Genomic DNA, 12,597 nt, shown 5'->3' with positions numbered 1-12,597 from the left:
GGGCGGCAACCACGTCGCGGCATCGCCGGCTTCCTTTTGTTCGTTGATCCAGCCCTCGGTGGCCTGCAGGTTCAGCGGATCGTTGGCGAAGTTGCGCCGAGTGACCTCGTCCCACTGCTGAGCGCCCTTCTGCCACGCGTCCAACAGCGCGACGATGTGGTCGATCTGCACCTCGCTCGAAGTGCCCCGGCCGCGCTGGAAGTCGACGGTGGTGCCGGTGTAGGGATCGTTGAGTATCCCGGACAGCACGACGCAACCGTCGGTTCCCGGCTTGGTCTCGATGTCGACCAGGTCGCGGCGCAGGATGTCATTGCGGGTGTCGCAGCCGTTGTAGCCGTCGGCCACGGTCACGTCGTCACTCCACGCCGGACCGAACTGTTCGCGGTTGTAACCCGTCTTGGGAGCGCGGCCCTTGATCGGCAGCGTATCGAGTTTACCCAGTTCGGCGCTGGCGTCCGGGTCGTCGACCCCGACGGCTTCTGAAGTAGCGACCGGCGCGACGAGCCCCCGGGGGGCGGGGAAACCACAGCCACCGGCGACCAGCCCTACCAGTCCGAGCACCAGCAGGCCGCTCAGCGCGAATGTCGCGCCGAGAAACGACGGCCTTGTGGTAATGATGGATCGCCTCACAGTGTGGTGTTCGAGGGCGGCGGATAGTGCGAACGCTCCCGCCGGTCGAGCAGGGCTGCCTCATGCAGACCCTCGTCGGGGTGGGCCGAGGCCGACCAGGCACCGGTGAATTGCTGGGGATCCGGCTTCTCCGCCTTCCTGCGCAGCCACGTCGCCGTTGTCGGGATGAGCATCACGGCACCGAGCCCGATGGTGGGCATGGCCCACGCACGTCGCCGTGCTAGCGCAGTCCAGCATTGATCACCGTGGTCGTCGACTGTCTGCCGCATCACGTGGCTGCGGTAGCCGTTGCCGCACGTCACCTGGATGCCAAACCTGTCGTAGTCGCCGAGCGAGACCGGCAGCGCGAGCGCCGCCAGACCGCCGGCGAACAACACCGCCCCCACGACCGTGACCAGCCGACCACGCAGCCCCACCCCCGCCGATTCGCGCATGCGTCGATTATCGCCCGCTCGACCGACACATGCCATCCGCTGGTGGTGCCGAACACCGAACATCCGAACATTAAGGTGTCAGGCAGGGCCTAACGTGCAGCACGTGCGGATTCAACCCGAGGTCGCCGACGCGCTGGCCGCCGGCCGGCCGGTCGTCGCGCTGGAGAGCACGATCATCAGTCACGGGCTGCCGCATCCGGACAATCTGCGCACTGCGCGCGCGATCGAGGACGCGGTGCGCGACGGCGGTGCCGCAGCAGGCCGCGAAGGTGCTGCGCGCCCGAAGCCGGACCGGCACCGACGGATACGGGCTGGTGCTGGTCAACCCGATCGCACCCGGCGACGAGCTGGACCGCGCGCTGCACGACCGGGTGCTGACGGCCGGCCTGGCCGCCGCCGAGACGAGTGGCGTCCACGGCAAGGACGTCACGCCGTTTCTGCTGGAGTTCTTCCATCGCGAGACGCACGGCGCCTCGGTCGCCGCCAATGTCGCGCTGGTGCTGTCCAACGCCCGGCTGGCGGCCGAGATCGCCGCCGCCTACGCCGCCGGGTGACGCGACCAGCCGCGGGAGAGGCGGCCGAACGGCCGCGCGTGGAGAGCTATATCGTGCGCCGAGACGACGTAGTCGTCGGCTCATCGGCCGATCGGCGCGACGAGACCGCCAGTTCGGTACAGCGTCCCGCCAGTGTGTTCAGTTCGGGCGCGTCGGCTCCGGTGAGCGCGCGGTGCATAGCCCAAGCGACCCTGGCGGCTTGTGTTTTCGCGCGGTCGGCGAACGGTCCCGCATACATCGCGTCGACGCTGGTGTACCAGGTCGTCAACCACCGGATGAAGTGACGGGTGGACAGGGCCGTGCGGTCGTGGACCTGCCGGTGAACGTCCTGCACGCGGCCGCGATAGCGCCGGACATGAAACAGCATGGTTTCCCAGAAGTCGGCCATCACCGGAATGTGCGAGTCCAGTCCCGTGGTCTCCCGCACCTCGGCGAACGGCTCGGCCAGGACCTCATCGACGAGCACCTGGCCGTAGAAGGACCGCAGCAGCGCTTCCACGTCGGCGCGGTCGACCAGGTCCGGCAGTTCGCGATCAGTCATCGATGATCCGGACGATGCACAGTTCGGGCTCGACGAATGGATCCAACTCGGCGTGCAACGTCGCACCGCCGTCGGCAACCGCGCCGGCGCCGAGCAGCCCGCGCAGCAGCCCCATATGCATGCCACAGCCGATTTCCGGGTGTGAGCGGGCCAGATCACGCACCGGGCACTCATACAGCCGGATGGTCCGCTCGCGCCGGGCGTCCTGGGATTCGGCCGCCGAGGCCAACTCTGGGGCGAACCCCATCCGGTCGAAGATCTCGGTGATGATCGCGGCCTGGCGGTCGACAATGCGGTCAGGGTCACGCGGTTCAGTGGAACCCGGGCTATCGAGTGGCTCACTCGCCTCGGCTGACTGATCTGCCACGATCCGGCCCGCCCAACGCTGGCCGGCGCGTTCGGCGCGCTCTCGCCGCTGCGCGACAGTGTCGCCGAGCTCCAGCGCCAAGACCTCGGCGAGGCTCCGGTAGTCCAACCGGTCGCGAACCACCAGATAGCCGGTGCGGGGACGACCGACACGAGCCTGCTTGATGCGGACGCGGGTGATCACGCCCTGCGCACACAACGCATCCAGATGGAAACGCACGGTGGTGACGTGCAGTCCAATCCGGTCGGCCAGTTCGGCAGCGTCGATCGCACCGTCATGGTCGCGGACCAGCCCGAGCACTCGTTCGCGTTGCCGGTTGCGGGGCCACGGTGGCCGGCGATGGGCGCGAAGTCGCGGTTCGGATCGTGTGTCCATACGCGCACCTCTCGCCCTGCCGCCGCTACGCCGTTACCCGATTTAACGGATACTTTCATCAATATTAGCAGCCAGCGGCCTAGGTGGGTGGCGAACCCGCTCCGGTCAGGTGCGGCACCGGTAACGTCGCTGACGTGCTGCTGAACTCGCTGGATCCCGATGCTGCCCACAGTGGTGGCGGTGGCCACGATGCCGCGGACGCGGTGCGCATCGACGGCAGGGCGCTCAGCCGCAGCGACCTGGTGAGTGCCGCCGGCTCGGTGGCACAGCGACTCGGTGGTGCACAGCGAGTCGCTGTACTGGCTACCCCGACGGCGCCGACCGTGCTGGCGATCACCGGCTGTCTGATCGCCGGCATCCCCGTCGTTCCGGTGCCCGCCGACGTCGGCGTGGCCGAGCGGGCCCATATCCTGGCCGACTCGGCGGCCCAGGCCTGGCTGGGGGAGCAGCCCGACGACCCCGCCGGCCTGCCATACATCCCGGTTGATTCGCCAGCCCGGTCGCCGCACCGCCTTCGCGAACCGCCCACCGATGCCACCGCGTTGATCATCTACACCTCCGGCACCACCGGGCCGCCCAAGGGCGTCCGGTTGAGCCGGCGTGCCCTGGCGGCGGACCTGGACGCCCTGGCGGCGGCCTGGCAGTGGACCCCCGACGACGTCCTGGTGCACGGGTTGCCCATGTACCACGTACATGGTTTGGTGCTGGGTCTGCTCGGGTCGCTGCGGGTGGGAAACAGGTTCGTGCACACCGGGAAGCCGACGCCGGCCGGATACGCGCAAGCGTGCGCGGACGTGGGTGGGTCGCTGTACTTTGGGGTGCCGACGGTGTGGTCGCGGGTGGCGGCGGATGCGACGGCGGCTCGCGTGCTCACCGCGGCACGGCTGCTGGTGTCCGGCAGTGCGGCGTTGCCGGTGCCGGTGTTCTCCCGACTCGCCGAACTCACCGGGCATCCGCCCGTGGAGCGTTACGGCAGTACCGAATCGCTGATCACGTTGAGCACCCGTGCCGACGGTGAACGCCGGCCCGGCTGGGTGGGCCTGCCGCTGCGCGGGGTGCAGACCAGGCTGGTCGACGACGAAGGTGCTCCGGTCTCCCGCGACGGGGAAACGATTGGGCGGCTTCAGGTTCGCGGTCCGACACTGTTCGACGGGTACCTCAACCGCCCAGACGCCACCGCCGAGGTGTTCGACGTCGATGGCTGGTTCCGGACCGGCGATGTCGCGGTGATCGGCGGTGACGGCATGCACCGCATCGTCGGACGCGAGTCGGTCGACCTGATCAAGTCGGGTGGCTTCCGCGTCGGCGCCGGCGAAATCGAGACAGTGTTGCTGGGACATCCCGGCGTTGCCGAAGCCGCTGTTGTCGGGCTGCCGGACGACGACTTGGGCCAGCGAATCATCGCGTTCGTCGTCGGGGACGCTAAGCCGGACGATCTGATCGGCTATGTGGCACAACAACTGTCAGCGCACAAACGGCCCCGCGAAGTGCGCCTCGTCGACGCGCTGCCGCGCAACGCGATGGGCAAGGTGCTCAAGAGGGAGCTGCTGGATTAGTTGTGGATTAGTTGGCGTGCAGTTCCTCGTTGAGCGCGAAGCCCTTCCCGTCGCGGGAGACAACCTCGACGGCACCGGTCACCGAGTTGCGGCGGAACAGCATGTTGGCCCCGCCGGACAGGTCACGCGCCTTGGCCGCCGAGCCGTCCGGCATGACGACCTTGGTGCCGGCGGTGACGTAGAGTCCAGCCTCGATGACGCAGTCGTCGCCCAGCGAGATGCCCAGCCCGGAATTCGCTCCGAGCAAGCAGCGTTTTCCGACCGAAATCACCTGCGTCCCACCGCCGGACAACGTACCCATGATGGACGCGCCGCCACCGACGTCGGACCCGTCGCCGACCACCACTCCCGCCGAGATGCGGCCCTCGACCATCGACGCGCCCAGCGTGCCGGCGTTGTAGTTGACGAACCCCTCGTGCATCACGGTGGTGCCCGGGGCCAGGTGTGCGCCCAGCCGCACGCGATCGGCGTCGGCGATACGCACCCCGGACGGGACGACGTAGTCGACCATCCGGGGGAACTTGTCCACCCCGTAGACGGTCACCGGCCCGCGTCGGCGCAGGCGGGCGCGCACGGTCTCGAACCCGTCGATACCGCACGGGCCGTGGTTGGTCCACACCACGTTGGTCAACACCGAGAAGAAGCCGCTGGCGTTGAGTCCATGCGGTGCCACTAGCCGGTGCGAGAGCAGATGCAGCCGCAGGTATGCGTCGTAGGCGTCGGCGGCGGGCGCGTCCAGCGAGCCGATGACCGTGCGGACCGTGACCGTCTCGGTGCCGCGGTCCTGGTCACGGCCGACCAACCCGGCTAACCCGGCCAGCCCCCCGGCCAGGTTCTGCGGAATGTCGGCGCCGGAGAGCCGGGTAGTGCCTGATTGACCGGAGTTGATCAGTTCCGGTGCGGGAAACCAGGTGTCGAGGACCGACCCGTCGGCGCCCAGCGTCGCCACTCCGATACCTGAAGCTGCGGTCATGGTGCTCCACGCTAGCAAGACGCGCTTTCGCGGTGCGGCCGCTGCGGCCAGGCCAACCACTACTCTGAGAACGTGCTGGACCTACGCGCAGACCCGGTCGAGCTGACGGCCGCGCTGGTCGACATCCCCAGCGAGTCGCGGCAGGAGGCGCGCATCGCCGACGAAGTCGAAACCGCGCTGCGGGCGCAGACTCCCCGGGCTTTGGGCTTCGACATCGTCCGCAACGGCAATGCCGTCCTGGCCCGCACCCGGCTGGGCCGAAAGTCGCGGGTGGTGCTGGCCGGTCATCTCGATACCGTCCCGGTGGCCGGCAACCTGCCCAGTCGCCGAGACGGCGAATTGCTCTACGGCTGCGGCAGTGTCGACATGAAGTCCGGCGTCGCCGTCTTCCTGCACCTGGCGGCTACCGTTGCCGAGCCTACCCATGACATCACATGCGTGTTCTACGACTGCGAGGAGATCGAGGCGGCGGCAAACGGTTTGGGCCGCATCGAACGCGAGTTGCCGGAGTGGCTGCAGGGCGATCTGGCTATCCTCGGCGAGCCCACCGGCGGCTATATCGAGGCCGGCTGCCAGGGCACGCTGCGTGTGGTCGTACAAGCGAAAGGCACTCGTGCGCACTCGGCGCGTTCCTGGCTGGGCGACAACGCGATTCACAAGCTCGGCGCGGTGCTCGACCGGCTCGCGGCGTATCGCCCTCGCACCGTCGACATCGACGGCTGCGCCTACCGCGAGGGTTTGTCGGCGGTGCAGATCGACGGTGGCGTCGCCGGCAACGTCGTCCCCGACGCGGCGGCGGTGACGGTCAACTACCGTTTCGCACCGGACCGGTCGGTCGCCGCGGCGCTGCGGCATGTGTACGACGTGTTCGACGGGCTGGACGTGCAGATCGAGCAGACCGACGCTGCCGCCGGCGCGCTGCCCGGGCTGTCGCAGCCCGCCGCTAAGGCTCTGGTGCAGGCCGCGGGCGGGCGGATCAGGGCGAAGTACGGCTGGACCGACGTGTCCCGGTTCGCCGCGCGCGGCATCCCCGCGGTCAATTACGGTCCCGGCGATCCCAGCCTGGCCCACCGACGCGACGAGCACGTGCCGGTCGGCCAGATCACCGCCGCCGGGGAGCTGCTGCGCCGATTTCTCGGCGGCGCTGCCTGGCGGTGAGATTCGGTCGGGCGCCTATCCGCCACCAGAGCATCGCCGTGCTTGCGCGTCGGCGTCGGCGGCCGCCGGATGGAGCCCGGCTTCGGCCAGATCCGCGGCGACCTCGGCCAGCGACATGGCATCGCCGGCCGCCAGCGCCCGGGCATGGGCGACCGTAAGCCGCCCGAGCACACAGTCCACCTCGACGGCGAGCCGTTGCGCCCGATACACCGCCCCCGTGTCACCGAGCCGGGCCGCGTCCTGCAGGGCACGCAGCGCGATCGCGGACTGGCCGCCGCGCTCGGCTGCCTGCACCGCGGCACGAGCCGCGTCGACCGCCCCGGTCATGTCGCCGCGGGCCGCCTTCGACCAGGCCTCGGCCAGTGCCAACTCCGGGGCGAACAGCGCCGATTTCAGTCCGTGCCGCGACTGCGCTCGGCTGAGCACCTTTGCCGCCGCGACGAGGTCGCCCTGCTGGCCCAGCGCCTGGGCAAGCAGCATCAACGCCAGCGGCCCCCAGGAGTAACCCGTCGGCACCAGCACGTCGGAGGCCCGTCGCAACAGTGTCACGGCGGTATCGAAGTCACCCTGGGCGGTCGCGACGTAGGACACCAGCACCTCGCCGATGGCGCGTCCCGGCTGCTGCAGCTCGGCGAAGTCGGTGTGGCGCTGCGCCACCGAACGCGCCTCGTTCAACCGCCCCGCCAACATCAGCGTCAGCACCCGGCCGAAGCCGCTGGTGAACCGCAACAGGCCCGGATGTTCGACGGCCAGCGCGCGGGCGGCCAAGGCCTCGACGTCGTCGAACCGGCCCACCCGGGCCGCTGACAGCGCCGCGGCCGACGCCGCCCAGCCCACCGCCGTCTCGTCGGCGTGCGGTGATCTCAGCACTTCGCCGGCGATCCGCAACGCACGCAGGGGGGTGCCGGCGTTCATCGCGAAGGTGGACATCAGCCCGTCGAGCGTGGCACGCGAAGTGGCCGCTGTGATTCGGTCCCGTGTCGTCTGCAGGAAGGCGGTCGCCTTTGCGGGTTGGCTGAGCATGAAGAACTGGTTGGCGGCCCGTGGCAGGGCCCAGGTCATCAGTTCAGGCTCGGCGAGCTCTCCGGGGTCGACCGCCGACAACACGGCATCGGCGTCGCGGCCCCTGCCCCGCCAGGCCAGCGCATGTGCCAGCGTCAGCCGCGCCGGCAGGCCGGCACCCCGGTCCAGCGCGTGGCGGGCCAGCTGCTCACCCAGCGTCAGGGCCCCCAGCCGCAGCGCCTGCTGCGCGGCGGCCGCCACCTCGCTGACCGGCTGCGGTGCGTCGCTGTCAGCCGCCAGCGACGCCAACCGCAGCCGGTCGCTGACGTGTTCGGACGGCCGCGCCGAGCGCAGCTCGACCAACTCGGTGCGCAGCCGTCGGGCACCGTCGTCGCCGAGCGCAACCCGGGCCCGCGCGGCGAACAACGGATGCGCGGTGTAGACCATCGGATCCGGCCCGCGCCCGCCGCGCACCCTAGTTTCGGCCACGCCGAGTTCTTCGGCCTGCCGGACGGCGTCCTGACCGTTGAAGCCGGTGAGTGCAGTCAGATCGACTAGTGACAGCGGCTCCTCGACGGCGAGGTAGTCCAGCACTGACCGTGCCGACGACGGCAGCCCGGCGAGGAACTCGTCAACCTGACTCGAGGCCGTCGTCACGCTGGGCGATTCGCCGGCTTCGCTGGCTTCGAGGTCCAGGCGCTGCAGCAGCCCGTCACCCCACAGCGCGGCTATTGCTTCCGGTGCTTCCGGGGCTTCCGGGGCGGCGTCGGCGCGGGCGGTGACGATCATCTGGGGCATGCCGGCCAGGGCCAACTGGTACACCAGCGTGGCCGACAGCACATCCAGCTGATGCGCGTCGTCGACGACGAGCAGCAGATGGCCCCCCCGAGCGTCCCCGGCCAGGGTTGCGCGGGCCGTCCGCAACAGCTCCGCCGGCTTGGTGAAGTCGGCGGGGACATTCACCAGATGACTGAAGGCACCGAACGGCACGTTGCGCTGAGCCGAGGTGCCGACGACCCAGCGGATGCTGGTGGCAGGGTGTCGGTGCGCGTGGTGTTCGGCGGCCCGTCGGGCCAGCGTCGTTTTGCCGCTGCCGTCGGGTCCGAGAACCACGGCGCCTGCCGTGTTCTCCAGGGCGGCGTTCAGTTGCTCCAAAGCGGCCGTGTTTTGGGGCACATTCCACCGGATCGGCACCGCGCGGATTTTACGGTGCCCAGCCGCTGCCGGATAGCCTTTCGGATGTGGGTGCCATACGACGGGCGGTCTGCGTGTACTGCGCCTCCGGGCCGACCGATCCGGGCCTGCTGGCGCTGGCCCGTCGAGTCGGCGCGGCGATCGCGGATCGCGACTGGACGCTGGTATGGGGCGGCGGCAACGTCTCGGCGATGGGAGCGCTGGCCGTCGCGGCCCGGGCACGCGGCGGCCGGACCGTCGGTGTGATCCCCGCCATGCTGGTACACCGGGAGCTGGCCGACACCGACGCCGACGAGCTGATCATCACCGACACCATGCGGGAGCGAAAGCAGGTCATGGAAGATCGTGCCGACGCGTTTCTGGCGCTGCCCGGCGGCATCGGCACGCTGGAGGAGTTGTTCGAGGCGTGGACCGGCGGGTATCTGGGTGTGCATGACAAGCCGGTGGTGCTGCTGGATCCGGTCGGGCACTACGACGGGCTGCGAGCGTGGCTGTACGGGCTGGTCGATGACGGCTACGTCTCGCAGGCCGCGTTGGACCGGTTGGTCGTGGTCGACGACGTGGATGCGGCGCTGGCAGCCTGCGAACCCCGGGCCGCCGAGGTTGATTAAGCTGGCACCTCAGATCGAGAACGAGGAATAACGTGTCTGACCACCACTTCGGTGCCAACACCTCGGTCGGGTTGCGTGATGTCGCCGCCGGGCTGCCCGCCGTCCTGGTCGACTTGCCGATCATCATGCGCGCGTTGGTCACCGGGCTGCTGCCCCGCCCGAGTTCCAAGACATCGATCGGCAAGGTCTTCCAACAGCGGGCGGCCCGCCACGGCGACCGGGTGTTCCTGCGATTCGGCGACATCCGGTTGACATACCGCCAGGCCAACGAGACCGTCAACCGTTACGCCGCGGTGCTGGCCGCCCGCGGCGTCGGCCGCGGCGATGTCGCCGGAATCATGCTGCGCAATTCACCCAACGCGGTGCTGATGATGCTGGCAGCGGTCAAGTGCGGTGCTATCGCCGGGATGGTCAACTACCACGAGCGCGGCGAGGTGCTGACCCACAGCCTGACGTTGCTGGACTCCAAGGTGCTCGTCGTCGAGTCCGACCTGGTCGATGCGGTGGCCGACTGCGGCGCGCCCGGTGCTGATCCGCTGGCCATCGAAGCAGTCGAGCGACTGGCTGCCGGCGCACCCACCGCCAACCCACCTTCGGCGTCGGCAGTGCTGGCCAAAGACAAGGCGTTCTACATCTTCACCTCCGGCACCACCGGACTCCCCAAGGCCAGCGTGATGACTCACCAGAGATGGCTGCGGGCGCTGACCGCATTCGGCGGGCTGGGGTTGCGACTGCGCAGCCGCGACACGCTATACAGCGCCTTGCCGCTGTATCACAACAATGCGTTGACGGTCGCGGCCGCATCGGTGATCGACGCGGGTGCGACGCTGGCGCTGGGCCGCTCGTTCTCGGTCTCCCGGTTCTGGGACGAGGTGATCGGCTACGACGCGACGGCATTCGTCTACATCGGCGAGGTCTGCCGGTACCTGCTCAACCAGCCGGCCGAACCTACCGACCGTGCGCATAAAATCCGCGTCATCTGCGGCAACGGGCTGCGCCCTGAGATCTGGGACGCGTTCGCCGCCCGGTTCGGCATCGCCCGCATCTGTGAGTTCTACGGCGCCAGCGAGGGCAACATCGCGTTCGTCAACGTCTTCAATGTGCCTCGAAGCACCGGCATCGCGCTGACGCCGTTCGCCTACACCCGTTACGACCCGGATACCGGTCAACCGCTGCGCGACGCCACCGGCCGGGTGCGGCGGTCACCGGCCGGTCAGCCGGGATTACTTCTGAGCCCAGTCAACAAACTGCAGCCGTTCGACGGTTACACCGACTCGACGGCCACGGAGAAGAAACTGGTGCGCAACGCTTTTCGCGACGGTGACTGCTGGTTCAACTCCGGCGACGTGATGAGGCCACAGGGGCTGTATCACGCGGCATTCGTCGACCGGCTCGGCGACACCTTCCGGTGGAAGGGCGAGAACGTCGCCACCACGCAGGTCGAGGCGGCGCTGACGGCCGACGCCGCGGTCGAGGAGTGCGCCGTCTACGGCGTGGAGATTCCGGGCGCCGATGGCCGCGCCGGGATGGCCGCGGTCACGTTGCGGGCCGGTAGGGAGCTCGACGGCGCGGCGCTGGCCCACACTCTGTACCAGTGGCTGCCGTCCTACGCGGTGCCGCTGTTCGTGCGGGTGGTTGATTCGATGGCCCACACGTCGACGTTCAAGAGCCGCAAAGTGGAGTTGCGTGAGCAGGCCTACTGTCTCGACAGCTACGGCAGCGGGGATCCGCTGTATGTGTTGGCCGGCCGCGAAGACGGCTATGTACCCCACTACGCCGACTACCCCGCCGAGGTCGCGGCCGGCAAGCGTCCACAGGACTGACCTACCCCGGCCCCAACGTGACCGGGCACCATGGACGGGTGCAATCAACCCTGTGTGGTCGTCCGGTGACCGGTGACCGTGCGCTGATCATGGCGATCGTCAACCGCACCCCGGACTCCTTCTACGACCGCGGCGCCACCTTCAGCGACGAGGCGGCCAAGTCCGCGGTGCACCGGGCCATCGCCGACGGCGCCGACGCTATCGATGTGGGTGGCGTCAAGGCCGGACCGGGCGAAACCGTCGACACCGACACCGAGAGCGCCCGCGTGGTGCCGTTCATCGAATGGCTGCGCGTCGCCTACCCGGCCACGGTGATCAGCATCGACACCTGGCGTTCGACGGTGGCCAAACGGGCGTGCGCGGCCGGCGCCGACCTGATCAACGACACGTGGGGCGGCGCCGACCTCGGGCTGTCGGCGGTGGCCGCCGAATTCGGGGCCGGGCTGGTGTGCTCGCATACCGGCGGCACTCCGCCGCGCACCCGCCCGTTCCGGGCGAGCTACGGTACGACCACCCGAGGCGTGGTGGACCAGGTGATCGACGAGGTCACCGCCGCCGCCGAACGCGCGGTGGCGGCCGGGGTCGCGCGCGAGAAGGTGTTGATCGACCCCACCCACGACTTCGGCAAGAACACCCACCACGGGCTGACGCTGCTGCGGTACACCAAAGACCTTGTCGACACCGGTTGGCCGGTGTTGATGGCACTCTCCAACAAGGACTTCATCGGCGAGACGTTGGGCGTGGGACTGACCGAGCGCCTGGAGGGGACCCTGGCGGCGACCGCACTGTCGGCTGCGGCCGGTGTCCGGATGTTTAGAGTGCACGAAGTGGGGCCGACGCGGCGTGTTCTGGAGATGGTGGCGTCGATACAGGGTGTACGCGCACCCACGCGCACAGTGAGGGGACTTGCATGACAGACCTTGTTGATCAGGTCTTGGCTGGTCCAGCCACGCTGGCCGGTGACGTCTGGCTCTCCGAGCGCACCTGGAGCCGTCCGGACTGGACCGTCGCCGAGCTCGAGGCCGCTAAGGCGAGGACCGGGCGGACCATCTCCGTCGTACTGCCCGCTCTCGACGAGGAAGAGACCATCGAATCCGTCATCGACACCATCACCCCGCTGCTCGATGGGCTGGTCGACGAGTTGATCGTGCTGGACTCCGGTTCCAGCGACGGCACCGAGATCCGGTCCGTCGCCGCGGGCGCGCGCGTCGTGACTCGTGAGCAGGCGGTACCCGAGGTTGTCCCACAGCCCGGCAAGGGTGAGGCGTTATGGAGGTCGCTCGCGGCGACCAGCGGCGACATCGTGGTGTTCGTGGACTCCGACCTGATCGACCCGGACCCGATGTTCGTGCCGAAGCTGGTCGGGCCGCTGCTCACCG

13 protein-coding genes and 1 pseudogene are annotated in these 12,597 nt (G+C 69.2%); 8 read left to right on the top strand and 6 right to left on the bottom strand.

Annotated elements, in window-relative coordinates; genetic code table 11:
- Both AC2VOP_RS17685 and AC2VOP_RS17680 read right to left on the bottom strand, forming a co-directional pair.
- Positions 1-552, bottom strand: a 552-nt coding sequence (locus AC2VOP_RS17685) for an HNH endonuclease family protein (RefSeq protein WP_486962171.1), incomplete at its 3' end; no start/stop codon positions are given.
- A 74-nt stretch (positions 553-626) separates the two neighbouring features.
- On the bottom strand, positions 627-1,064 hold the full coding sequence (locus tag AC2VOP_RS17680; RefSeq protein ID WP_486962170.1) for a hypothetical protein: 438 nt from the start codon (positions 1,062-1,064) through the stop codon (positions 627-629).
- Here AC2VOP_RS17680 and AC2VOP_RS17675 point away from each other — a divergent pair.
- Positions 1,063-1,260 (top strand): annotated as a pseudogene (locus AC2VOP_RS17675) (pseudouridine-5'-phosphate glycosidase); the annotation flags it as partial. The gene AC2VOP_RS17680 and the pseudogene AC2VOP_RS17675 overlap by 2 nt on opposite strands.
- 52 nt (positions 1,261-1,312) lie before the next feature.
- Positions 1,313-1,618, top strand: coding sequence for a pseudouridine-5'-phosphate glycosidase (locus tag AC2VOP_RS17670; protein ID WP_486962169.1), 306 nt, complete (start codon positions 1,313-1,315; stop codon positions 1,616-1,618).
- 46 nt (positions 1,619-1,664) lie between these two features.
- Here the strand turns inward: AC2VOP_RS17670 and AC2VOP_RS17665 are convergent, their stop codons facing one another.
- Together AC2VOP_RS17665 and AC2VOP_RS17660 are read right to left on the bottom strand one after the other, a co-directional pair.
- Positions 1,665-2,159 (bottom strand): group III truncated hemoglobin, encoded by a 495-nt coding sequence (locus tag AC2VOP_RS17665; RefSeq protein ID WP_486962168.1) that lies wholly within the window; start codon positions 2,157-2,159, stop codon positions 1,665-1,667.
- A complete protein-coding gene (locus AC2VOP_RS17660; protein ID WP_486962167.1) occupies positions 2,152-2,901 on the bottom strand; it encodes a helix-turn-helix transcriptional regulator in 750 nt (249 codons plus the stop codon). Before AC2VOP_RS17660 ends, AC2VOP_RS17665 begins: the two co-directional genes overlap by 8 nt.
- A gap of 134 nt (positions 2,902-3,035) precedes the next feature.
- Between AC2VOP_RS17660 and AC2VOP_RS17655 the strand changes: the two genes are divergently transcribed.
- Entirely contained in the window at positions 3,036-4,457 is a 1,422-nt protein-coding gene (locus AC2VOP_RS17655) for an acyl-CoA synthetase (RefSeq protein WP_486962166.1), read from the top strand.
- Positions 4,458-4,464: 7 nt separating this feature from the next.
- Here AC2VOP_RS17655 and dapD read toward each other — a convergent pair whose 3' ends face one another.
- Complete coding sequence (gene dapD / locus AC2VOP_RS17650; protein WP_486962165.1) at positions 4,465-5,430, bottom strand: 2,3,4,5-tetrahydropyridine-2,6-dicarboxylate N-succinyltransferase; 966 nt, start codon at positions 5,428-5,430, stop codon at positions 4,465-4,467.
- Positions 5,431-5,502: 72 nt separating this feature from the next.
- Between dapD and dapE the strand changes: the two genes are divergently transcribed.
- Complete coding sequence (gene dapE, locus AC2VOP_RS17645) at positions 5,503-6,588, top strand: succinyl-diaminopimelate desuccinylase (protein ID WP_486962164.1); 1,086 nt, start codon at positions 5,503-5,505, stop codon at positions 6,586-6,588.
- Between the two features lie 15 nt (positions 6,589-6,603).
- Here dapE and AC2VOP_RS17640 read toward each other — a convergent pair whose 3' ends face one another.
- Entirely contained in the window at positions 6,604-8,784 is a 2,181-nt protein-coding gene (locus AC2VOP_RS17640) for an AAA family ATPase (RefSeq protein ID WP_486962163.1), read from the bottom strand.
- Positions 8,785-8,831: 47 nt separating this feature from the next.
- Between AC2VOP_RS17640 and AC2VOP_RS17635 the strand changes: the two genes are divergently transcribed.
- The 4 genes from AC2VOP_RS17635 to AC2VOP_RS17620 form a co-directional block, all read left to right on the top strand.
- Positions 8,832-9,395: an LOG family protein gene (locus AC2VOP_RS17635; protein WP_486962162.1), complete on the top strand. Its 564-nt coding sequence runs from the start codon at positions 8,832-8,834 to the stop codon at positions 9,393-9,395.
- Positions 9,396-9,427: 32 nt separating this feature from the next.
- A complete protein-coding gene (gene fadD6, locus AC2VOP_RS17630; protein ID WP_486962161.1) occupies positions 9,428-11,218 on the top strand; it encodes a long-chain-acyl-CoA synthetase FadD6 in 1,791 nt (596 codons plus the stop codon).
- A 38-nt stretch (positions 11,219-11,256) separates the two neighbouring features.
- On the top strand, positions 11,257-12,132 hold the full coding sequence (gene folP, locus AC2VOP_RS17625) for a dihydropteroate synthase (protein ID WP_486962160.1): 876 nt from the start codon (positions 11,257-11,259) through the stop codon (positions 12,130-12,132).
- A partial coding sequence (locus AC2VOP_RS17620; protein WP_486962159.1) for a glycosyltransferase occupies positions 12,129-12,597 on the top strand: 469 nt, incomplete at its 3' end. The genes folP and AC2VOP_RS17620, both read left to right, overlap by 4 nt.

The organism is Mycobacterium sp. TH-M106, assembly GCF_057473765.1.
Note: the sequence above shows the minus strand (reverse complement) of the source record. Positions and strands in the feature narration are given on the sequence as shown.